We start from the raw sequence: 22,116 nt of genomic DNA on the forward strand, positions 1-22,116 counted from the left end.
TATGGCTTCATCCATTATTAATAAAATTCCTATGACGAGGGAAGGTTTTGAGAATATGCAAGCCGAACTTGAAAAATTAAAGGAAGAAAAACCTTCTGTGATACAGGCTATTTCTGATGCTCGTGATCAAGGTGATTTGTCTGAAAACGCAGAGTATCATGCAGCACGGGAAAGGTTAGGTTTTATTGAAGGCCGTATAATGGAGATAGAAAGTAAGCTCTCACATGCGGAAGTAATAGAAGTAAAAAATTTGTCTGGTGATTCAGTAATGTTTGGTGCAACTGTGACATTAAGCATGTTAAGTGATAATAACAATGAAGTGGAATATGTTTATAAGGTTGTAGGTGAATATGAAGCTGATGTTTCAAAGCAGTTAATATCTACTAGTTCACCACTTGGGAGTGCCTTAATTGGCAAAAAAGTCGGTGAATATGTGGAAGTGACAGTGCCAAATGGAGAGAAATTGTATAAAATAGTTAAGATTGAATTTAAGTAAATTATTATGGTACAGGCCACTTATGCTTCAATGAGTCTACCAGGTATTTCTTCTGTGGAAGATGTATTAGAGGATGCTCGTTCCGGTAAATTATTCATTTTAGTTGATGATGAAAATAGAGAAAATGAAGGCGATTTGATTGTCTTAGCTGAGAAAATAAAGCCGGAACATATGGCTTTTATGGTTAGGTACGGTACAGGGGTTGTTTGCTTAGCAATGACTAAATTTCACATGAAAAGGTTGGGCCTTAATTTCATGGAAAAGAAAAATATTGGTGAAAATCATACCGCATTTACTACATCAATTGATGCACGTTATGGCATTACAACCGGTGTTTCAGCAGAGGATAGAACGAAAACTATACATGCTGCTATCAACAAGGATGGCACTCAGGATGACATCATAACTCCAGGTCATGTTTTTCCTGTAATTGCACATAAAGGTGGGGTGGCACAACGTGCTGGTCATACTGAAGCGAGTGTTGAAATGGCGAAGTTAGTAGGGTTTGATCATTCAGCAGTTATTTGTGAATTAGTGAATGATGATGGCTCTATGATGCGCTTACCTCAGTTACTTAAATTTGCTGAACAACATAAAATTAAGTTAACTACCATCGACAAACTTATCAGTTACGTTAAAAATTTAAACTAGCGTTTATAAATTTGTATAATTTAAGTGTTAAAATATAGAATTCCTATAAATTATACAAGCACAGAATTTCCATGTTTAGAATTGCTAAGTTTTTGACCTTATTGTTCTTTTTTGCATATTATAATAATGCTTACTCTATTAACATTATTAGAGATAGTGAAGTGGAAGCAATAGTGAAAGAGCTAGCGCAACCTTTATTTTTCGCTGCAAACATTGATAGTGACCGAATAAAAGTTTTTATAATTAATGATAATTCGATTAATGCTTTTGTAATTAACAATAACAGTATTTTCATTCATTTAGGACTTTTACAATACTCGGCTAAACCTTATGTCCTGCTTGGTATATTAGCACATGAGATTGCTCACATATCTGCTGGTCATATATTGCAAATGAGTAATGCTATGGGTTATTTTCAATCGATAGCAATGATTAGTTATATGGTAGGATTAGTTTCGAGTATTATCATTAACCCTCAGATTGCTGGTGCAATTTTACTTAGTGGTGTAGCACTCAGTTCAAGGCTATTTTTTAACTATTCTCAAGAGCAAGAAAGTGTAGCAGATAGCTATGCTTTAAGGTACCTTGATGAATCTGGCTATGATAATTCAGGTATGAAAGAGATTTTTGATTATTTTAAAAGTATTGAGCATGAGAATACCGAGGAATATTTCCGTACTCACCCACTTAGTGAGAAACGCATATTTGCTGTACAAAATTATAAGGTCAAAAACAACGTAAAACCAATTTTTGCGGATAAGTTACTAAAGTTTGAGCGTGTGGTTGCAAAGCTAGACTCTTTCTTTGCTCCTATTCATGTGTTATCTAATAAATATGAAAATAATTCTGAGTATGTAAATGCTATAGTTTGCTATAGGCAAGGAAAGATAGAAGAGGCTATTGCTAAAGTTAATTCATTGATTCAAGAGTCACGCAATGACCCATACCTATATGAATTAAAAGCAGAAATGCTATACAAGGCCGGAAATTTAAGTGAAGCAATAAAAATGTATGAGGAATCGCTTAGGCTCTGTGGACAAAATTTTAGAGAAGCCATACAAGAGCTCCAACAAAATTGAGAAAACCCATAAAAACCTCAGCAGTTTTATCAAATCTGGAAAAAATGCGCCTAAAATTTTTAATTTTACCAAAAAAACACTCAATCAAATGACGTTCTTTGTAGATATGCTCATCGTAATACCTTTGCACTTTTCGATTCCGTTTTGGCGGAATAACTACTGTACATCCCTTGTCTTCAAGACTTGTAACAAAGGCATTGCTATCGTAGCCCTTGTCAGCTACTACAGTAGAGTTATAGATACTTTCGGTCAACACTTGTGCCTGCGTAATTTCATTTCTTTGACCAGGAGTCAGAGTAAATTTAAGTGGATTTCCAAGTGCATCGACAAGCGCATGTATTTTAGTTGTAAAGCCACCTTTGCTCCTCCCTAAAGCTTCTTGATCCTTGGAGTTTTTTGTATATCCAGATGAACATGGATGGGCTCGGATGATCGTACCGTCGATTATAGCAACTTCTAAATCAGGCTCTTGTTTAGTATATTCAAGCAATTTTTTCCAGACATCTCTTTCACACCATCTTTTAAATCGCTTATGTATACTCCTGTAATTACCATAAGTTTTTGGTAAAAGTCTCCATTGGCAACCACTTCGCACTATGTACCACACTGCCTCTATGAATATTCTTAAACGTTTTTCATCTTTGCTGTGCATTCCTTTTACGCTTTTTATGAACTCTAAAATTTGTTTCCAATTTTCCTCTTTGATGTAATATTGCATATGGTAGTTTCTCCATTTTTTACCTATTAGGCTAAACTACCATCTTTTTCTCTCTTTTCATATTTTTTGTCCACAGAGCCTAGATCCCGCTAACAAGCAGCGGGATGACGATTGTCAGGGTGTCATCCATAAGTGTTGAAAGTGCAGTCACACAAGGTGATTAATGGTATGTAAATCTCCTCTTGATATCAACCTTCGTTGTTGGGAAAGCAGATAAACCACGTCAAAAATTCGCTTAAACCTTCTAACCACAGGCAAAAAGGCGCTTTTTTGATTTATTTTATTATCATTGAAATTTATGCCATTAACCACCTTATATAATGCCACTTATAGCACTTTCAACACTTATGGGGTGTCATCCCAGTGCCCTCTTCTTGTCATCCAAGTAACCGACACTGGGATGGCTTTGTTGCATAGCACCTTAAGCAGTGATGGTTTACGACAAATTTATGTAATGATTTCAAATTTAGCCATACCAATATCAGTGAATTTGTTGAGCAAATAGCACTTAATTAGTAATTCTTTTTCACGATTTACTTCAGATTTATTCCTAAAGCTAAATCCAAATACTTGCTTCAACCTTGAGAAAAATCCTTCTATGTAAGATCTCTTTCCATAAATTGCTTCCTTTTTTCACTCTTTTACACCATCTTGTCCATATAATTTTATTAACCTAATAGCAGCATTTCTGTCAGACATATAATCTATTTTTGAATGTTCTGCTGCATCCTTTTTTGGTAGAACTTTTGTCTTTATATCGTATTTCTTACACAATTTATAAAGTTTGTGCCTATCGTATGCCCTATCTGCATATAATGCTTTTATTTTGTGCTGAAAATTAACTTCTTCAAGCAAATCGCAAGCTCCATAGTGGTCAGAGTAGACGCCATTACTGTATCTTGCAGCTATAGCTTTTTTACTATTCACACTTAACATAACATGTAACTTTCTTACTTGCTCGTAGCTTCGGTACTTTCTATCTGCACTGTTTTCCTTCAGGAGTGTTACTGTAAATGCTGATACTTGTGCTATCTATGATAATTTCAATATTTTCCATGTTGCTTTTATCAACCCTGCAATCATTTATCTTAATATTAAGTTTTTTAAACCTTCTCGATGCTTGTGAATAGCTGCAAATTTTTTCCTATTTGTTGCAGATATCCTTTTATAAACCCCACCGTTTGTCTTAAACCAATTCTAAAAAGATTGACAATTATATGCACCAAAATTACGACTTTATCACTGTAAATATAGTTGCCGCCCTGCATTTTTGGACTATTTTCATACCAATTTTCGATAGCTTCATCGATGTAACGAAAAATATTTCCCCTTTTTTCAAGGAATTTGTTATATTCGTTTTGGTTACTGACTTTCATTTTCTGTGGCATATTTTTTCTTCAACAGTTAAATGGTTATTTATAATGAATTTTGTCAGTAGCCACCAGATTTTTTCGGTTGCTATGCAACAAAGCCCACTGGGATCCAGGTTGCTTACAAGCAAATTAGCATAGAAAGTGGTTACAACGTTTTCGATGAGATTGCAGGAACCAGTGTCAGCTACTTTCATCTGCCACCTGCAAATGGCAATGTTCGTACAGTACGCTACTTGGATGACACCGTTGAAAGAAATGAACCGCCTTTTCAAAATTGTTTTGAATAGAGGAATAACATTCACAAGCAAAATTTCATATTACCATTTTTTAATTTATGTATTATAATAAGCTTAATTTATAAGAAAAACAAAGTTGGAAGAACTAAGCAAAAACTGGGTGATAAGAACGGGAAGATTTTTATCTTCATTGTTTTTTTTACTGTTGATTGCGCTATCAATACGTAGTTTTTTATTCGAGCCATTTCATATACCTTCTGGTTCAATGAAAAGCACCCTACTTGAAGGGGACTACATTTTTGCTAGTAAATATTCATACGGTTACAGTAAACACTCATTTCCATTTTCTCCAAACATTTTTAGCGGCAGGATTTTTTATACCCCTCCAAAGCGTGGCGACATAGTAGTTTTCAAACCCACAAGAAACGACAGTATCAGGTTTGTTAAGCGAGTAATAGGAACACCGGGCGACAAAGTGCAAATGATAGAGGGAGAATTATACCTAAATGATCAGAAAGTAGAGCGAAGGCAAATTGAAAGTTTTTTTGATTATGAGTCAAATCGTAGCATACTCAGGTACATGGAAACGCTTCCCAATGGCAAGGAGCATGAGATTTTGGTAGATAACATTTCTAATAAGCTATCATATAACACTCCGGTTTATTATGTACCTAACGATCAATTTTTTGTTATGGGAGACAATAGAAATAATTCTTTGGATAGCAGGTTTCCTGAAGTTGGTTTTGTACCAATGGAAAATATCATTGGGCGTGTAAGCATAGTTGGTTTATCATTTAAATTAGGAAAGGTCGATTGGTTACCATTTAATTTCAGACTACCTGTTGCTCTGAGATTAAATAGAGTATTGCATAAGGTCGTGTAAACTCTATCTATTTGTTAATTCACACAACTCTAAAGAAGAATTTTCTAACTCGGCGATAGTGTTGTTAATTTCATTCAAGTCATTTCCCTGTAAAGCGTTTTTTGCGTTTTGTAATAGGTTTTTCAACTTTTGATCAGTGGAAAAGTTATTATTGTTTTCAACCAAGTGTATGAGTTTATTTCCATTAATTTTAGCACCTGCAAGGGAACGAGCTTTCATATCTTCATCAAAGCTGTTTATTGACTGGTTAACCATATTTTGAACATCAGCTTCACTCAAGCCAAAACTTGAATTTACTTCAACTATCTGCTCAATTCCAGTAGTTTTTTCTCTTGCAGTAACAGTCAAGATTCCGTCAACGTTAACTGTGAATTCTATTTCAATTCTTGCAAAACCTGCAGGCAATGGCGGTATACCTTTTAGTTCAAACTGCGCTAAAGATTTGTTATCCTCTATCATTTCACGTTCTCCCTGACAAACGTGAATTTTTATTGCTGTTTGCCCATCAACATAAGTTGTAAACTCTTTTATCTCTAAAACTGGTAGTGGCGTATTTCTTGGTATGATTTTTTCAACTATGCCTCCCATAGTTTCTATACCAAGTGATAAGGGTAAAACATCTAAAAGAATATTCCTATCTTTTGAGCTCGAAGTTAAATCATGAGCTTGCAGAGCTGCCCCAATGGCAACTGCTTTATCTGGATCCACGTCATTTAGTACTTTATTTCCAAAGAGTTTGACTAGTGAATTTTGAACCAATGGTGTTCTAGTTGCACCACCAACTAAAATTACTCCTTTTATATCATCAATTTTAAGATCTATATCGCTTATAGTACGAGTGACTATATTGATAGTCTTATTGACCAAAGAACTGATTGCCTGCTCGAATTCTTCTCTAGTAATTTCGCATTTAAATAATTCGCCGTTAATGTTGAATTTAAAAGTGCCTACAGTATTTTTGCTCAGATATTCTTTTACAATACGTGATTCAATAAGTGTTGTCATGCAAGTAGCTGACACTGGAATCCAGTTCTTATTATATAACTTTCTGGTGTGTTCATTTGTAATCAAACTTTCTGGATCCCAGACTGGGATGACACTAGAGCATTCTTTGTTTAAACCTACTTTTTCTCTATACTTATTGAGCACAATTAAGCTTAGCAAATGATCAAAATCATCACCGCCGAGGTTGGTGTCACCACCAACCGCAAGAACTTGAAACACTCCTTGATGCAATTTCAATATCGAAATATCAAATGTTCCACCACCAAGGTCATAAACTGCATATATTCCACTATTATTGTTCTTTTCAATGGAGTAAGAAAGTGCTGCAGCGGTTGGCTCGTTAACGAGGCGAAGAACTTCTATGCCAGCTAATCTTGCTGCATATTTGGTTGCGTTACGTGCTGAATCGTCAAAGTAAGCTGGCACAGTAATCACTGCTTTTTTTACTTTCATCTCTATAGACTCTTCTACCCTCTTGCATAAAGCTTTTAATATCTCAGCAGAAATCTCAACAGGAGTAAGATACTTCTCCTCTGCGCATTTTATTCTAATAACTTTTTCGCTTTCATGATCTATTTCAAAATTGACGCCTTCTTTATTTAATTCTTCAACACTTTTACCCATTAAACGCTTTATTGAGTAGATTGCATTTTGACCGACGTCACAGCCAGTTTTCAATGTATTATTTTCATATGAAAGAGCAGAAGGCAGCAGTTCTCTTCCTTGTTCATCTTTAAATATCTCCACGTTACCAGCTTTATTTACCATGGCAATTAAAGAATTGGTAGTACCAAGATCTATACCAAAAACTACTTCACTTGAATTTGGTTCAGAAATTTGAATTGGTTGCATTTTTCTTCACCTCCTCAAATGACTTATATAAATATTTCAATCTTAAGACTTGTGTAGCAGCTCCATCAAAATTCTTTACAGCAAAAGTGTTAATTAGGTTTTTAACGCAATCTTTTATTTTTTCATCAACCATCCTACTTGCAAATTGTAAATCATCGCAGTCCAGCAAATATTCTCTTATTTCCATTGATTCATTTAGTATTTCAGAATTTAGATGATCCTTTGGGCTTTTCATACCAAAAAGATTCAACAAATGCTCGGCACGTTTTAGAGGTGACTTTAGCACCTGATAAGCTTTGTTAATATTAATTATATTTTTAGATTGTCCTTCGTTTATATCAGTCCTGCTTAGCTCAATATATTTTTTCTCTAACTCATCAAAGCTGATATTGAAAGTTGGTTCAATTTCAAACAATGTAAAATAGCTGCTAGACATGAAAACTCTCTCCACAACCACATTTTCCTTTCTCATTAGGATTTTTGAAAACAAAACCCGATGAAAATTTTTCCTCCACATAATCCATTTCAGAGCCAAGGATAAACATTACAGATTTTGGATCGATCAGCACCTTGACTTTTTGACCATCGCTGCAGCTTTCTTCAATTATCGATTCTAAAGGACGAATATCATATGCATATTCAATATCATATTTTAAACCAGAACATCCTTTTTGCTTAATTAGCACTCTTATTCCTATTGCTTCTTCCGGTTTCTCAAGGTTAGTATGCTTCTTTTGGTCCAATAAATACCTTATCCTTTCTACTGCTTCCGCAGTTATAGTGATAAGTTTTTTATTCTTTTTTACAGTTTCACCTCCGCCTACTTCTTGATATTCACCCATGTTCGTAGCTTCTTAATTCTTTTGTTTACTTTGATAGTCATGAATAGCAGCCTTTATAGCATCTTCAGCAAGTACCGAACAGTGTATCTTCACTGGAGGTAAAGACAACTCTTCCACTATTTGAGTATTCTTTATCTGTGTAACGTCACTGATGGTTCTTCCCTTTATCATCTCTGTTAACAAGGAACTTGAAGCAATGGCAGAACCGCAGCCAAAAGTTTTAAATTTTGCATCTTCAATAACACCTTTGTCATTGACCTTTATCTGCAATTTCATTACATCACCGCACGATGGTGCACCAACTAGGCCAGTACCAACATTTGGATCATTTTTATCCAGAGAGCCAACATTCCTTGGATTTTCGTAATGATCTAAAATTTTCTCATTATAACTCATAAAATTACCTATAAACCACTGTCCTACATTATAACATATTTAGGTTGAAAACTAAAGTAAAATACACCAGCAAACGGTATATTTTACTCACAAAATATATGGGTTACGAGTGTATTTACTTTACAAATACACGTAGTGCATGTCATTCTTTATATTGTAATTAAGTTTATAATTTTAAAAGGAGCATTCCCTTGAGTTTATTTGGTAACCTTTATAAAGGCTTGTTAAAAACTTCTTCTCGCTTTAGCAACGGGGTGAAAAGTATTTTTTCTGGCAAAAAAAAATTAGATCAGTCGCTTTTAGATGAGCTAGAAGAATTGCTAATTAGCATGGATATTGGCTATAAAACTTCTAAGTTGATTATTGACAGGCTCACAAGCATCAAATTTGACAAGGAAGTTGAGTATAACATTATCTCGCAGCAGTTAATGAACGAAATAGAAGCTATATTGAGCCCAGTTGTACAGCCGTTAGTTTTGAATAAAAAACCCCACATAATAATGGTATGCGGAGTAAACGGTAATGGTAAAACCACGACTATAGGTAAGCTTGCATATAAATATAAGGAAATGGGAAAATCCGTTATGCTTGTTGCATGCGATACATTTAGAGCTGCTGCTAGTGAGCAGTTAAATATTTGGGCAGAACGTTCTGATTGCTTGATTGTTACTGGAGAGTACGGTAGCGACTCTGCAAGTGTGGCATATAGAGCTGTAAGTCAAGCTATAAAAGATAACGTTGATGTTGTTCTAATTGACACAGCAGGAAGGCTGCAAAATAATGTGAACCTTATGGAGGAGTTATCAAAAATATATAGAACGATAAAGAAATTGGATGACACTGCCCCTCATGATGTTATTTTAGTTCTTGACGCAACTACCGGCCAAAATGCTTATAGCCAATTAGAGGCATTTAGTAAGATGGTTAGTGTTACAGGGTTAATCATAACAAAGTTAGATGGCACTGCTAAAGGTGGAGTAGTAATTGGACTTGCAGAAGCTTATAAGGTAAAGTTACATGCTATAGGAATTGGCGAAAGTATAGAGGACTTAAGGGAGTTTACTAGCAAAGAATTTGCTGAAGCACTATTTAACTGTGATTGAAGATTTCTCTTAATTCCCTTACGTGACCAAGCTTGATTATCTCAATATCATGAGAAGAGTAATTACCATTTTTAGGCATAATCGCTTTTTTGAATCCTAACTTTTGTGCTTCTTTTAGTCTGAGATCAGCATGCGAGACATTCCTAATTTCTCCTGAAAGTGCAACTTCACCGCAGATTATTGAAGAAGTTGGCAGCGGTAAATTTACTACACTTGAAATAAGGGAAGCAGCAACAGCAAGATCAGCCGATGGTTCCTGTATTTTTAATCCTCCTGCGATGTTTAGGTACACTTCTTTATCATGTAAAAACATTTTGCAACGAGCATTTAGCACCGCGATGATCATAGCCAATCTATTAATATCCCACCCAACTACTGCCCTTCTTGGGGTTGCCATATTAGTCCCTGCTATTAATGCTTGCACTTCCATTAAAATTGGTCTTGAACCTTCAATTCCTGCAAATACGGCGCTGCCAACTACTTCTCTGTCATGGGCCATCAGAAACAATGATGATGGATTATCAACAGGCACAAGTCCTGCTTCGGACATCTCAAAAACACCAATTTCATTTGCAGGGCCAAATCTATTTTTAATAGTGCGTAAAATGCGGTATTGATTACTGTTTTCACCTTCAAAATATAATACCGTATCTACCATATGCTCCAAAGTTTTGGGTCCAGCTATTTGTCCATCCTTAGTTATATGACCAACTATTAAGAGAGAAATACCATATTGTTTCGCAAGAATGGTTAATTCATGTGCGCAAGTACGAACCTGAGTTACAGTTCCTGGTGCCGATGTAATTCTGCTATCATACATTGTTTGTATAGAATCAATTACTAAGAATTTAATACTTTTATTTTCCTTTATTGTTGCTACTACATCAGTTAAAGACACTGTAGATAAAAGCTTAATTTTAGGTTCATTTATCTTAAGACGCTTTGCTCTGAGACTCACTTGCTCTAAAGATTCCTCGCCAGATACATAAAGACATTCAAAAGAGGAAAGTTGCACAACATTAGCTGCAATTCTAAGCAAAAGGGTAGATTTTCCAATACCAGGTTCGCCTCCAATTAAAATGCTAGCACCTTGAACGATACCCCCACCAAAAACTCTATCCAATTCTTCTATTCCTGTTAGAAAACGACTTGGAGTGATAATTTCGCTACCCGATAACGTCTTTATTAAAATTGGTGCAGATATACTTCTTTTGCCCGTTTTTACTGCTATTTCTTCAACAACTGTATCCCAATTGTCACATGCGATGCACTTCCCTACCCACCTACCAGTGCTATGACCACAGGATTGACATACATATACAGTTTTCATCAGAGCCAAAATTATTTTGTTATAATTGTAATAAACATTAGCTGAATAGGCGAGGTGAATCTATAGCTAACCGAAGAAAGGTTTCCCTACGTCATACTGCGATTAATTCCACAACTGTACAAACGTTGTAGTTTGGGCCACCAGTGGGGTGTCATCCCAGCGCCTCTATGATGTCATCCGAGTAGCATCCTTTTTTTTGTCATCCCAGTGCCCAGACACTGGAATCCAGGAAAAAGAATGGTGTCATGCAAGTAACCTCCTTCTCCTGTCATCCCAGTGCGTGACACTGGGATCTAGCAAGCTTTGCTTGCAAATAAGTCTAATACGCGTCGCGTTTTATGCCAAAACACAATTGGAGTTACATGCAAAATAGATCCCAGTGTCACGCACTGGGATGACAGCAGTCCTACGTCATACCGCCGCGAACCGTCATACCGCCGCGGCGCTAACAAGAGATCCCGCTAACACGTAGCGGGATGACGATTGTCGTTTAGCCATAAATATTAAGGAATTTACCAAATGAAAAAAAAGGCAAAAGAAACCCTAGGCTCTGTGGACAAAATTTTAGAGAAGCCATACAAGAGCTCCAACAAAATTGAGAAAACCCATAAAAACCTCAGCAGTTTTATCAAATCTGGAAAAAATGCGCCTAAAATTTTTAATTTTACCAAAAAAACACTCAATCAAATGACGTTCTTTGTAGATATGCTCATCGTAATACCTTTGCACTTTTCGATTCCGTTTTGGCGGAATAACTACTGTACATCCCTTGTCTTCAAGACTTGTAACAAAGGCATTGCTATCGTAGCCCTTGTCAGCTACTACAGTAGAGTTATAGATACTTTCGGTCAACACTTGTGCCTGCGTAATTTCATTTCTTTGACCAGGAGTCAGAGTAAATTTAAGTGGATTTCCAAGTGCATCGACAAGCGCATGTATTTTAGTTGTAAAGCCACCTTTGCTCCTCCCTAAAGCTTCTTGATCCTTGGAGTTTTTTGTATATCCAGATGAACATGGATGGGCTCGGATGATCGTACCGTCGATTATAGCAACTTCTAAATCAGGCTCTTGTTTAGTATATTCAAGCAATTTTTTCCAGACATCTCTTTCACACCATCTTTTAAATCGCTTATGTATACTCCTGTAATTACCATAAGTTTTTGGTAAAAGTCTCCATTGGCAACCACTTCGCACTATGTACCACACTGCCTCTATGAATATTCTTAAACGTTTTTCATCTTTGCTGTGCATTCCTTTTACGCTTTTTATGAACTCTAAAATTTGTTTCCAATTTTCCTCTTTGATGTAATATTGCATATGGTAGTTTCTCCATTTTTTACCTATTAGGCTAAACTACCATCTTTTTCTCTCTTTTCATATTTTTTGTCCACAGAGCCTAGTCATTGTCTATTTTCAGTATTGGCGTTTTTTAAGTCTTAAACGCTGCAATTTAGCTGCTTTTAAATGCAACTAACCTTAGCTATAAATGTTTAAGAAATTTACTAGGCAGAAAAAAAGGCAAAGAAAACCCGTGGTAGCTAGTTATTACACTCTCTATTTTAAAATTTGACGTTGGGTGATGTCTTGAACGCTTTATAAGCGCGTTTCAGCTTGTATAGGTAAAAACCTAGAAATTTGATAAAGACATACGGTGCACATAGTGCAAAGAATTAAACAATAGTACGCCAAATACAAGTTTTCTTGTCATTTTAATCTGCTGCAGAGATTGCGAAGTTAAATAAAATAGCTTCAGTTTCATGATAAGGGGGCTGGCGAGGTTTGTCAAGCAAGTTTTTTCGTTTCTATTTCCAATGTTATATGGTTATGCAAGAAGTCTAATGAGTTAACTTCCATATATCCTGAGTAGTTCTTGTGCATTAGCTTTGATTAGGATAGGGCACTTTCTGTCATTTAATAGGGAACGCAATATTTCAGTTGCACCTTTAATGTCGTTATTATGTATCTTTACTACAGCGATAGCCTCTTGGCTTGAATAAGGATACACTGCACTTGATTCTAAATTATCAATTTTATCTTTATTTATTTTTTCACCGTTGGAGTGAAGTAAGCTCATTACTTCTAAGTATTGTGCTAACTCACGCAAAATATCAGGAGCATCTTTATCATCTGCCAAATCATTATAAATAATAGATGCTGTGTCTGTTGGCATTGAATCTGAGATATGATTGAATGCGTGTTCAAAATTTGCTAAATACCCCCAATTTGAATCTATTTCTTCTAGCAGCGGCTTATTATCTTTTTTTAAGAATAATACTTCGTAAAATTTGTCACCTGCAGTTATAGATTGTTTTGTGTTATCAATGTTGTGCAATAAGTATAATGTGATGCCAACTAACATTGGCGCGAGTGCAAGCAGAAAGATGTATTTTTTCATGGTAATATTCCAAATAGTTATATATTTATACATTAATGCTTTTGATTTGCAAAAACATATTGACATAGTGATTATATCACATAATAATGTTCTTAAAGTTGTTTGAATAGTTGGAGATTAAAATATTTCTAAAGTAGAAATAAAGACAGCAGTATTAAGCTAAATTATTTTTTGTCGGATTTATCCGATGTACCCTCAACCTTTTATAGGTTGAAGTCTAAATTTGAGAGTTTGATCCTGGCTCAGAATGAACGCTGGCGGCAGGCCTAACACATGCAAGTCGAACGGAGTTATATTGTAGCTTGCTATGGTATAACTTAGTGGCAGACGGGTGAGTAATGTATAGGAATCTACCTAGTAGTACGGAATAATTGTTGGAAACGGCAACTAATACCGTATACGCCCTACGGGGGAAAAATTTATTGCTATTAGATGAGCCTATATTAGATTAGCTAGTTGGTGGGGTAATAGCCTACCAAGGCAATGATCTATAGCTGATCTGAGAGGATGATCAGCCACACTGGAACTGAGATACGGTCCAGACTCCTACGGGAGGCAGCAGTGGGGAATATTGGACAATGGGCGAAAGCCTGATCCAGCCATGCCGCATGAGTGAAGAAGGCCTTCGGGTTGTAAAGCTCTTTTAGTGAGGAAGATAATGACGGTACTCACAGAAGAAGTCCTGGCTAACTCCGTGCCAGCAGCCGCGGTAATACGGAGAGGGCTAGCGTTATTCGGAATTATTGGGCGTAAAGGGCGCGTAGGCGGATTAGTAAGTTAAAAGTGAAATCCCAAGGCTCAACCTTGGAATTGCTTTTAAAACTGCTAATCTAGAGATTGAAAGAGGATAGAGGAATTCCTAGTGTAGAGGTGAAATTCGTAAATATTAGGAGGAACACCAGTGGCGAAGGCGTCTATCTGGTTCAAATCTGACGCTGAGGCGCGAAGGCGTGGGGAGCAAACAGGATTAGATACCCTGGTAGTCCACGCTGTAAACGATGAATGTTAAATATGGGGAGTTTACTTTCTGTATTACAGCTAACGCGTTAAACATTCCGCCTGGGGACTACGGTCGCAAGATTAAAACTCAAAGGAATTGACGGGGACCCGCACAAGCGGTGGAGCATGTGGTTTAATTCGATGCAACGCGAAAAACCTTACCACTCCTTGACATGGAAATTATACCTATTCGAAGGGATAGGGTCGGTTCGGCCGGGTTTCACACAGGTGTTGCATGGCTGTCGTCAGCTCGTGTCGTGAGATGTTGGGTTAAGTCCCGCAACGAGCGCAACCCTCATCCTTAGTTACCATCAGGTAATGCTGGGGACTTTAAGGAAACTGCCAGTGATAAACTGGAGGAAGGTGGGGATGATGTCAAGTCATCATGGCCCTTATGGAGTGGGCTACACACGTGCTACAATGGTGGCTACAATGGGCTGCAAAGTCGCGAGGCTAAGCTAATCCCTTAAAAGCCATCTCAGTTCGGATTGTACTCTGCAACTCGAGTGCATGAAGTTGGAATCGCTAGTAATCGTGGATCAGCACGCCACGGTGAATACGTTCTCGGGTCTTGTACACACTGCCCGTCACGCCATGGGAATTGGTTTCACTCGAAGCTAACGACCTAACCGCAAGGAGGGAGTTATTTAAAGTGGGATCGGTGACTGGGGTGAAGTCGTAACAAGGTAGCAGTAGGGGAATCTGCAGCTGGATTACCTCCTTAGGCTTTGCACATAACTTACCATTTTTAATGATGGTGTTGTTATGTGCTATACTGCTGTCTTTACTTCTACTTTATTTTAATTTCCCGATAACGGAATTTTATGAGTGATAGACCTCTTTCTCCACATTTACAAATATATAAAGTACAAGTTACTAGTTTTTTCTCTATTATGCACAGATTGACTGGTATCTTGCTATTCCTTTTATTAATGATACTTTCTTGGTATTTCATATTACATGTTTATTTTCCTGAGTTACTTATAGTAAGGTACTTAAATGCATTATTATTCACTTCTGTTGCTAAATTAGCTTATGTCTTATGTTTTATAAGTTTTGTATATCATTTTCTTAATGGTATTCGTCATTTATTGTGGGATGTTGGGCTTAATTTAGAAATTACTGGCGTTTCAAGGAGTGCTATACTGCTGACAGTAACGCTACTTCTTTCTACTATGGCTTTTTTATTTATGTTTATATGAATCAATCTGGAAATTCAGTACATCATTGGTGGGTCCAGCGTGTTTCTGCGGTAATTTTACTGCTCCTGTTTCCTTGGTTTATCTATTCATTTTCTTGCGCATTTTATACTGATAGCTCTTTGTCTTTTAGTGAAAAATTTATTAATCACCCTCTAGAGCTTTTATTTTTTGTTGTATTGTTGTTTTGCATTTTTTGGCACGCAGTTCTTGGAATGCAGGTAGTGTGTGAAGATTATATACATAGCGTACCTTTGAGGATTTTTACAATTATATGCATAAAGTATTTATCAAGCATTACTTATATAACCCTCGCTTTTACAATCTTTATCTTCTACAGGCATATTTTCTTGTAAAATCACCGGTTCTGTGTTAATATATTATTAGTGTACTAGTTTTATTATTGAGCTATAGCATTATAGCGATTTTGGTTTAGTAATATGTTAGAGACGTTGAAAAAGTGGGGAACGGACCTTACGCTAAAAGTGAAGGATCTATTTACCTCACCTGAATCTCAAGTTTATGTCAAAGACCTTAGAAAGGTAATGACATATGAGGATGGACGAAAGTGTCAATATCCAAAAAATTATGATCAGATTGTAGATTCTGGGAGAGTTGTAAAAAAAAATGACAAGCTTGTAAAAGATAAAGACGGAAATCCAGAGTACCAGCTTATATATAATGAATACAAATTTGATCTAGCCTTGGTTAAGGAAATTGATAAAAAATCTTACTTTACTATTGACTTTTTAGTTAGTAAAGGTAGGCGTGAGGTTAATGATTATAGTAAATTTTATAAGCCATTTAAGTTTTCAAAAATAGATCTTGAAAAACACGTGCCGGTCTTTGAGGTTGATACTAAGTTACTTAGATTAACTAATTCTTCTTTTCTTGCTAAAAAAGGTTGTTCCATCAATAATGACACAAGAAAAGTTGACGAAAAAGATAGAGATGAAAAAGGAAGAAATGGAAAATTACTATACACTAGTGATTATAAGAAATTAAACACTAGTTTTTCTGAAATTAGAGATCAGAATGGTAATCTAGAGCTAGATAAAAGTCTTATATCTGTTCCTATCGTTTTTGCTACAAGTTTAGCTAAAGTTTGTACTAAATTGTTGACTTCTCTTCCTATGAAATTAGGGGAGTATTTAATAGGTAAACAAAACCCAATTGCAAAGTCTTTTGGTTATCTTTTATTTACTCCTGCAATGGCAGTAAAAAATTTAGTGGATATGGGAGCTACCATACTTAAGGCTCCAGTTTTATTATTTGTAGCGGATAAGAAAAAGTATGGTGATGCTTACTTCACTATGTGGAAACACCAATTGGAAGAATGTTGGGAAGAAGCAAAAAGTGACTTTAATGTTATTAAAGGTGAAGAAAGGCTAAAGCCGGATCATGGGAATCGTAAGTCACTAGTGGGCACATGGGATGAGCTTAACGCCAGGAGGCCAGATATTGAAAGAGACTTAGAAAAGGCGCTGAATAGTAGTGAAAGTATAGATAAATCTGGAGAACCAGGTGTTGGAAAAAGCTTAAATAATGAAAGCTTAGCTGAATCTAAAAAAGCGGCTACCAATCAGAAGAAAGTGAGTGCCATTCCTTATGCTGATAGAGAGCAAAACAAGAAAAATCCACAGCAACAGAAAAGTACCCTATTACGCTAATCAACCGCTACTTTAAATTAACATTTACTTTCTTTATTAACTATTTCACAACAAAAACTTGCATGCATTTTGCCCTCAGTATAAGATATTAATTATTTAATTAATATCTTAACTAAATGCGCCCTGTAATATTGTGTGGTGGTAGTGGTAGTAGACTTTGGCCTTTAGCTCAGCCAAAACAATTTCAAAAAATATTGAGCAATAACACTATGTTTCACAACACTTTGTTGAGGCTAAAAAGCGATTATATGCCGCCCATAATTGCTACAAATATACAGTACGAGTCATTAGTGATGGAGGAATTACATGCGCTGCAAGAATATAAAGTGATTTTCGAACCAGTGAAAATTGGAACAGCAGCGGCAATATTAATTGCTGCACTTCTCTGCAATGAAAACGAGACAATGTTAATTTTGCCTTCAGATCATTTCATAGGTGATTTGAATAGTTTTTATGCTTCTACTCAAAAAGCGTCTAAGTTAGCCTATGAAACTAACTCTATAGTCACTTTTGGGGTTAAGCCTCATGAATTCAATTCTGAATACGGTTATATAAATGCAGTTTATGATCAGAAAGAAAAATATCATATAGTGAAAGATTTTACAGAAAAACCCGAGCGTAAGTTAAGTAACGATCATTATTGGAACTCTGGAATATTTGTGTTTAAAGCAAAACGCTACATAGATGAGATCAAAAAATCTGCCCTGAATCTTTACAATTTATGTTTTAAACATTTCACACCGCAAGAGAGATTTCTGTATTTAAAACAACGAGATTTTGCAGGAATTGAAGGCATATCCATTGATTACTTGGTGATGGAGAAAGCAAAAAACGTTGCAATGATAGAAGCTAATTTCGATTGGTTGGATGTTGGAACTTGGAGTTCAGTTTTAGAATTGAGTGAGAAGTTTAGTAAAGAACCGGTGTCATTTCAGCATGTGATTAGAGAAAAAGAACCAGTTTCAACGACAAAAAGTAATAAAAATTTATTGGGTGGAGCTTGTAAGCAACCAAACAAAAGTCTAATTTCATTTATTCATAAAGTTAAGAAAGTAAAGGTGATAAGGAAAGAAGTTAAACCATGGGGATTTTGTAGTATAATTTTAATGAGCGAAAATTTTCTTATAAAATATCTTTTTATAAATCCATTAAGCTGCACTTCTAAGCAATTTCATCACTATAGAGATGAATACCATATAGTGCTATCAGGAGTTGGGTATGTTAGTTTAGAAGACAAAGAATATGCTATAGCAAAAGACCATATGATAGAAATCCCAAGGGAAGTTTCCCATAGGATTGAAAATAGAAGCACAAGCTCTCCACTTGAAATAGTTGAATTTCAGATAGGAGGGCATTTATCTGATAATGATATAGTGAGGTTGGATGATGTATATGGAAGATTTTGAAATTCTAATGTTAAAGATACTCTATAAGCCTGCTAAATTTAAGGAAGCAAAAATCTCTAGTTTTCAAATAAAGAAAAGTCTACAATTATACGAAGTTTCAAAAATATAATGTTTAACCTCAAAATATTTTGTAATGTCCATTGCCTTTGAAATTACTATGGCTGCTTGCTATTTGCGAGCGAAAAATGCCAGATTTTGCTCTATAATGACTTTGTTCTCTATTATCGGCATTGCCCTTGGAGTTGCAACACTAATAGTGGTGATGTCTGTGATGAACGGATTCAGAGCAAAGTTGCTTGACTCAATACTTGGTATTGATGGCCATATTAATGTTTATTTTGATAGGAACATAAATTCAGATTACTGCACAATTTCGAAATCTATTGAGAGAATTCCTGGTATATTAAAAGCTACTCCTATGACCAATGATCAAGTTATTATTGTAGCAAATGGTAAAATTGCAGGTAGCGTAGTGCGAGGTGTATCAACTAAAGACTTGCTTGATAGTACTGCCATTACAAATAATGTAATTATAGGTGATGTAAAAAAATTTGATGAAGGGATAATAATAGGAGCACGATTGGCAGAAGCTTTGAACGTTGACTATGGCGACGAAATTACGTTTATATCATCTGAAGAATTTGATGCATTACTTGGTGAAATGCCGCGAATGAAAAAATATAAAGTTATAGCAATATTTGATATGGGTATGTTTGAGTATGATAATACCTTGATATATATGCCTCTAAAATCAGCACAAGCCTTTTTTAATTATGAAAATAGCATAAAAAATATAGAAGTACTTGTAGACGACGTTACTAGAGCTGATAAGCTGGCAGATGCTATAGAAAAAGAAATAGGAATGAAAGCTGAAAGTTGGCAATCACAGCAAAGCCATTATTTTAGTGCTTTAAAAACTGAAAGAAATGTGATGTTTTTAATTCTTACTTTGATTATAGTTGTAGCAGCATTTAATATTATCTCAAATTTAATGATGATAGTGCAAGAAAAGAAATCCGCGATTGCAATTATGCGTACATTTGGTGCAACAAGTGGAAGCATTATGCGCATATTTTGCGCTTGTGGTCTATTAATCGGTTTTACGGGAACTTGTCTTGGCTGTATTATAGGTGTCGTTTTTTCTCTCAATATCGAAAGTATTAGAGTGTTTTTAGAAAACATTACTAACGTCAAGCTGTTTGATCCTATGATATACTTTTTTTCAAGTTTACCGGTGATATTAGTCCCTCAAGATGTAGTAAGTATTTCTGCACTTGCGTTACTCTTATCATTTTTAGCGACAATTGCTCCTGCATTGCAGGCAGCTGCACAAGATCCTGCGGAGATACTACGTTATGAATGATACTCAGCAAAAGTACATAGGTTGGTTCTTAATTGTATTGTTATTTACCGGTTACATCACAATAAATAACATAATCTTTTTAAAAATAATTCAGCAAGAAAGCGAAGACAATATAAATGTTTTAACGGAAAAAATAGATGAATTCAGAATGTCACTTGAAGTTCATCAATCCAGGGTAGAAAAAAAGATATTTGACTTAAAGAGAGGTCTGCACACTCAATGTGAGCAAGGTGATGGTAGCTCAAGGCATAAGAACCTCGCAAGATTGCTGCTACTTGTAGTTAAAATGAAGAATTCGTTATTGCGAGAAGCAAAATTTGATAATCATATAAATTCAATAAAGCCTTTGATATCAGAGCTTGATGATCCAGAGATAGAAAATGCAGTAAATGAATTGGAAAGTTTGAAAGAGGTAGATACTTTACGTGAGTTGAAGTTATCTTTTGAGAAGACCATTGCTGTTATTAACTACAATAAAAGTACATTGTCTAAAAAAATCATTTCAAACTGGATTAGAATACAAGATAAAAATGACCCATTAAGGGCAAAATTCGCAGAAATTGAGGAGTCAATAAACGATAATGATTGGCAAAATATAACTGTTACAGTAAGCAATTTAACGCATTCAGAATTCAAGCCATGGCTGAATAAATTGAATGGTTTTATTGTAGCTTCTAAGAATATTTCAACAATATATCATCACTTATTACAATATATCTCATGATTTATTTTATAATTTTCGCTCTTTCGTTTTTATTTGGCATATGGGTCAAGGTAAGTGGTGAAGTAATAAAATTGGAATTAGGCAATTACACTATAAGTATTGATCTATATTTCATTATTTTTACTTGTGTAGCTTTATTATTTTTATTAATTGCACTTGCACGCTTTTTTTCTTCCATTTCATCAACATTTGCCAACATAAGAAATAGAAGAAGGGATAGGGAAGAATTGCTTCTCTTTGAAGCTTTCTTTAGCATAGACTTAGACAATATAGAGAACGCCCAAAAGGTAGTTAAAAGTCTAAATGAGAAGAGCGATAGGTTATCTTTAATAAAGCTCTTTAACTCAGGTAAGACGGGAAATTACAGCTTTTTCAGTAACGGTTTAACAAACGTTGCAAATAAAAATCATAACTTAGCTCTACTTCTGGCCAATAAGCTGATCGTTCACCTCAAACAAGAAAAAGTAGTCTTTCAAAAATTTATAGAATATTGCTCTAGTTCAATTAATGATAAAATGCTATCTATTCCCTTTCAAATAGAGCATTGCATATTGAAAGAAGATTGGATTAATGCGATTTTTAGGTTAAAGGAAGCAGTTAAGTTCAATATTTTTCTTCCATTTGACCATAAAGAAATGTTTGCAGTGTTTTATTGCGCTTTAGCAAAGCAATATGAAAGTAAAGGAAATTTTAAGGAGGCTATAAAGTCTTTATTTAGAGCACAACGTTATAGTGCAATTTTTCAGCCCATCAATTATTTAAAGGCAGAATTATATATTAAACTTGGAAAAATCAGAAAAGCTTCTGCAGTGCTAGAGGCAGAATATGCAGTAAACCCTACTTCTCAGTCAGCTAAAATGTACATCAATTTGAATAGTAAAGGTGCTGAAAGACTATACAACTTACGCCCTGATTATTATTTTAGTTACTGTTTACTTGCTTTGTCCTCAATGAGTTCAGGTAAATATGATCTTGCAAGTCAATATTTAGACACTGCTATGAAAAAAGCTAATTACATGTCAATCTACTTTATTGTAATACAACTCAAGGTTACATTGCAAGAACATGACAAGGTAATTTATTGGCTAAACAAGATGGGCTCAGAAGCTTTGCCTGATCCAGGCTGGAAATGTAAAAATTGTAACAGGGAACTAGAACAATGGGATCATAAGTGTTCAAGTTGTAATAGTTTTAATTGTGTTTATTATATATTATAAGGTTCCACAAAGTGTGATGATAATAATATATGGGAAATTACCATCAAAGACCTCTATTGAACAATTTTTGGAGTAGATCTCTTAATATAACCCTTATTTCAAAATAATAAACCTGCAAGTTTTTTAGTTAGACTTGGTTCTAATGTCAAAAAAACTTGCTTTTAGACACTAACAATTAT

General features: G+C 35.3%; 19 protein-coding genes, 1 rRNA gene and 2 pseudogenes. 13 read left to right on the forward strand and 9 right to left on the reverse strand.

Annotated elements, in window-relative coordinates:
- Window position 1 precedes the first annotated feature (1 nt).
- The 3 genes and pseudogenes from greA to OPR26_RS02600 all read left to right on the forward strand — a co-directional run.
- Window positions 2-496: a transcription elongation factor GreA gene (greA, locus tag OPR26_RS02590; protein WP_265016145.1), complete on the forward strand. Its 495-nt coding sequence runs from the start codon at window positions 2-4 to the stop codon at window positions 494-496.
- 6 nt (window positions 497-502) lie between these two features.
- A complete protein-coding gene (gene ribB, locus OPR26_RS02595) occupies window positions 503-1,147 on the forward strand; it encodes a 3,4-dihydroxy-2-butanone-4-phosphate synthase (protein WP_007549343.1) in 645 nt (214 codons plus the stop codon).
- Between the two features lie 71 nt (window positions 1,148-1,218).
- Window positions 1,219-2,175, forward strand: a pseudogene (locus OPR26_RS02600) (M48 family metalloprotease); the annotation flags it as partial.
- 16 nt (window positions 2,176-2,191) lie between these two features.
- Here the strand turns inward: OPR26_RS02600 and OPR26_RS02605 are convergent.
- Together OPR26_RS02605 and OPR26_RS07475 are read right to left on the reverse strand one after the other, a co-directional pair.
- The gene (locus OPR26_RS02605; protein WP_264702259.1) at window positions 2,192-2,944 is read right to left on the reverse strand and encodes an IS5 family transposase; all 753 of its coding nucleotides are present in this window, start codon (window positions 2,942-2,944) and stop codon (window positions 2,192-2,194) included.
- A 447-nt stretch (window positions 2,945-3,391) separates the two neighbouring features.
- Window positions 3,392-4,332: pseudogene (locus tag OPR26_RS07475) on the reverse strand (IS5 family transposase).
- 357 nt (window positions 4,333-4,689) lie between these two features.
- Here OPR26_RS07475 and lepB point away from each other — a divergent pair.
- Window positions 4,690-5,436 carry a signal peptidase I gene (gene lepB / locus OPR26_RS02625; RefSeq protein WP_213862775.1) on the forward strand — a complete coding sequence of 249 codons (747 nt, stop codon included), beginning with the start codon at window positions 4,690-4,692 and terminating at the stop codon, window positions 5,434-5,436.
- A gap of 3 nt (window positions 5,437-5,439) precedes the next feature.
- On the opposite strand, the gene OPR26_RS02630 is transcribed toward lepB, so the two are convergent.
- Genes OPR26_RS02630 through iscU form a run of 4 tightly spaced genes read right to left on the reverse strand, consistent with a single transcriptional unit; the run spans window position 5,440 to window position 8,531 of the window.
- Window positions 5,440-7,293: an Hsp70 family protein gene (locus OPR26_RS02630; RefSeq protein WP_265016147.1), complete on the reverse strand. Its 1,854-nt coding sequence runs from the start codon at window positions 7,291-7,293 to the stop codon at window positions 5,440-5,442.
- Window positions 7,271-7,729 carry an iron-sulfur cluster co-chaperone HscB C-terminal domain-containing protein gene (locus OPR26_RS02635; RefSeq protein WP_320157078.1) on the reverse strand — a complete coding sequence of 153 codons (459 nt, stop codon included), beginning with the start codon at window positions 7,727-7,729 and terminating at the stop codon, window positions 7,271-7,273. The genes OPR26_RS02630 and OPR26_RS02635 overlap by 23 nt, the downstream gene beginning before the upstream one ends.
- Entirely contained in the window at window positions 7,722-8,135 is a 414-nt protein-coding gene (locus tag OPR26_RS02640) for a HesB/IscA family protein (protein ID WP_253302523.1), read from the reverse strand. Before OPR26_RS02640 ends, OPR26_RS02635 begins: the two co-directional genes overlap by 8 nt.
- 12 nt (window positions 8,136-8,147) lie before the next feature.
- Window positions 8,148-8,531: a Fe-S cluster assembly scaffold IscU gene (gene iscU, locus OPR26_RS02645; RefSeq protein WP_007548853.1), complete on the reverse strand. Its 384-nt coding sequence runs from the start codon at window positions 8,529-8,531 to the stop codon at window positions 8,148-8,150.
- A 191-nt stretch (window positions 8,532-8,722) separates the two neighbouring features.
- On the opposite strand from iscU, the gene ftsY reads away from it, so the two are divergent.
- Entirely contained in the window at window positions 8,723-9,634 is a 912-nt protein-coding gene (gene ftsY / locus OPR26_RS02650; protein ID WP_265016149.1) for a signal recognition particle-docking protein FtsY, read from the forward strand.
- Here ftsY and radA read toward each other — a convergent pair.
- The 3 genes from radA to OPR26_RS02665 all read right to left on the reverse strand — a co-directional run bounded on the left by radA (window position 9,621) and on the right by OPR26_RS02665 (window position 13,425).
- Window positions 9,621-10,964: a DNA repair protein RadA gene (gene radA / locus OPR26_RS02655; protein WP_265016269.1), complete on the reverse strand. Its 1,344-nt coding sequence runs from the start codon at window positions 10,962-10,964 to the stop codon at window positions 9,621-9,623. The genes ftsY and radA overlap by 14 nt on opposite strands.
- Window positions 10,965-11,528: 564 nt before the next feature.
- Window positions 11,529-12,281, reverse strand: coding sequence for an IS5 family transposase (locus OPR26_RS02660; protein ID WP_264702259.1), 753 nt, complete (start codon window positions 12,279-12,281; stop codon window positions 11,529-11,531).
- 526 nt (window positions 12,282-12,807) lie between these two features.
- Window positions 12,808-13,425, reverse strand: coding sequence for a hypothetical protein (locus OPR26_RS02665; RefSeq protein ID WP_265016150.1), 618 nt, complete (start codon window positions 13,423-13,425; stop codon window positions 12,808-12,810).
- 153 nt (window positions 13,426-13,578) lie between these two features.
- On the opposite strand from OPR26_RS02665, the gene OPR26_RS02670 reads away from it, so the two are divergent.
- The 8 genes from OPR26_RS02670 to OPR26_RS02705 all read left to right on the forward strand — a co-directional run bounded on the left by OPR26_RS02670 (window position 13,579) and on the right by OPR26_RS02705 (window position 21,937).
- Window positions 13,579-15,082, forward strand: a 16S ribosomal RNA gene (locus OPR26_RS02670).
- Window positions 15,083-15,182: 100 nt separating this feature from the next.
- Window positions 15,183-15,560 (forward strand): succinate dehydrogenase, cytochrome b556 subunit, encoded by a 378-nt coding sequence (gene sdhC, locus OPR26_RS02675; protein WP_265016151.1) that lies wholly within the window; start codon window positions 15,183-15,185, stop codon window positions 15,558-15,560.
- Window positions 15,557-15,913 carry a succinate dehydrogenase, hydrophobic membrane anchor protein gene (gene sdhD, locus OPR26_RS02680; RefSeq protein ID WP_265016152.1) on the forward strand — a complete coding sequence of 119 codons (357 nt, stop codon included), beginning with the start codon at window positions 15,557-15,559 and terminating at the stop codon, window positions 15,911-15,913. Before sdhC ends, sdhD begins: the two co-directional genes overlap by 4 nt.
- An 84-nt stretch (window positions 15,914-15,997) precedes the next feature.
- A complete protein-coding gene (locus OPR26_RS02685) occupies window positions 15,998-17,227 on the forward strand; it encodes a hypothetical protein (RefSeq protein ID WP_265016153.1) in 1,230 nt (409 codons plus the stop codon).
- A 116-nt stretch (window positions 17,228-17,343) separates the two neighbouring features.
- The gene (locus tag OPR26_RS02690; protein ID WP_265016154.1) at window positions 17,344-18,633 is read left to right on the forward strand and encodes a sugar phosphate nucleotidyltransferase; all 1,290 of its coding nucleotides are present in this window, start codon (window positions 17,344-17,346) and stop codon (window positions 18,631-18,633) included.
- 133 nt (window positions 18,634-18,766) lie between these two features.
- The gene (locus tag OPR26_RS02695) at window positions 18,767-19,996 is read left to right on the forward strand and encodes a lipoprotein-releasing ABC transporter permease subunit (RefSeq protein WP_265016155.1); all 1,230 of its coding nucleotides are present in this window, start codon (window positions 18,767-18,769) and stop codon (window positions 19,994-19,996) included.
- Entirely contained in the window at window positions 19,989-20,720 is a 732-nt protein-coding gene (locus tag OPR26_RS02700; protein WP_265016156.1) for a hypothetical protein, read from the forward strand. Before OPR26_RS02695 ends, OPR26_RS02700 begins: the two co-directional genes overlap by 8 nt.
- Window positions 20,717-21,937: a heme biosynthesis protein HemY gene (locus tag OPR26_RS02705; protein ID WP_265016157.1), complete on the forward strand. Its 1,221-nt coding sequence runs from the start codon at window positions 20,717-20,719 to the stop codon at window positions 21,935-21,937. The genes OPR26_RS02700 and OPR26_RS02705 overlap by 4 nt, the downstream gene beginning before the upstream one ends.
- The last annotated feature ends 179 nt before the right edge of the window (window positions 21,938-22,116 follow it).

It is taken from the genome of Wolbachia endosymbiont (group A) of Anoplius nigerrimus (assembly GCF_947251795.1).
Taxonomy (GTDB): Bacteria; Pseudomonadota; Alphaproteobacteria; order Rickettsiales; family Anaplasmataceae; genus Wolbachia.

Excerpts from the sequence above, each read along its gene's own strand:
- iscU (WP_007548853.1), bottom strand. The coding sequence starts at position 8,531 with ATGAGTTATAATGAGAAAATTTTAGATCATTACGAAAATCCAAGGAAT.
- OPR26_RS02630 (WP_265016147.1), bottom strand. The coding sequence starts at position 7,293 with ATGCAACCAATTCAAATTTCTGAACCAAATTCAAGTGAAGTAGTTTTT.
- OPR26_RS02605 (WP_264702259.1), bottom strand. The coding sequence starts at position 2,944 with ATGCAATATTACATCAAAGAGGAAAATTGGAAACAAATTTTAGAGTTC.
- OPR26_RS02665 (WP_265016150.1), bottom strand. The coding sequence starts at position 13,425 with ATGTCAATATGTTTTTGCAAATCAAAAGCATTAATGTATAAATATATA.
- OPR26_RS02635 (WP_320157078.1), bottom strand. The coding sequence starts at position 7,729 with ATGTCTAGCAGCTATTTTACATTGTTTGAAATTGAACCAACTTTCAAT.
- sdhD (WP_265016152.1), top strand. The coding sequence starts at position 15,557 with ATGAATCAATCTGGAAATTCAGTACATCATTGGTGGGTCCAGCGTGTT.
- OPR26_RS02685 (WP_265016153.1), top strand. The coding sequence starts at position 15,998 with ATGTTAGAGACGTTGAAAAAGTGGGGAACGGACCTTACGCTAAAAGTG.
- radA (WP_265016269.1), bottom strand. The coding sequence starts at position 10,964 with ATGAAAACTGTATATGTATGTCAATCCTGTGGTCATAGCACTGGTAGG.
- OPR26_RS02705 (WP_265016157.1), top strand. The coding sequence starts at position 20,717 with ATGATTTATTTTATAATTTTCGCTCTTTCGTTTTTATTTGGCATATGG.
- ribB (WP_007549343.1), top strand. The coding sequence starts at position 503 with ATGGTACAGGCCACTTATGCTTCAATGAGTCTACCAGGTATTTCTTCT.
- OPR26_RS02700 (WP_265016156.1), top strand. The coding sequence starts at position 19,989 with ATGAATGATACTCAGCAAAAGTACATAGGTTGGTTCTTAATTGTATTG.
- OPR26_RS02690 (WP_265016154.1), top strand. The coding sequence starts at position 17,344 with ATGCGCCCTGTAATATTGTGTGGTGGTAGTGGTAGTAGACTTTGGCCT.
- sdhC (WP_265016151.1), top strand. The coding sequence starts at position 15,183 with ATGAGTGATAGACCTCTTTCTCCACATTTACAAATATATAAAGTACAA.
- OPR26_RS02695 (WP_265016155.1), top strand. The coding sequence starts at position 18,767 with ATGTCCATTGCCTTTGAAATTACTATGGCTGCTTGCTATTTGCGAGCG.
- OPR26_RS02640 (WP_253302523.1), bottom strand. The coding sequence starts at position 8,135 with ATGGGTGAATATCAAGAAGTAGGCGGAGGTGAAACTGTAAAAAAGAAT.
- OPR26_RS02660 (WP_264702259.1), bottom strand. The coding sequence starts at position 12,281 with ATGCAATATTACATCAAAGAGGAAAATTGGAAACAAATTTTAGAGTTC.
- greA (WP_265016145.1), top strand. The coding sequence starts at position 2 with ATGGCTTCATCCATTATTAATAAAATTCCTATGACGAGGGAAGGTTTT.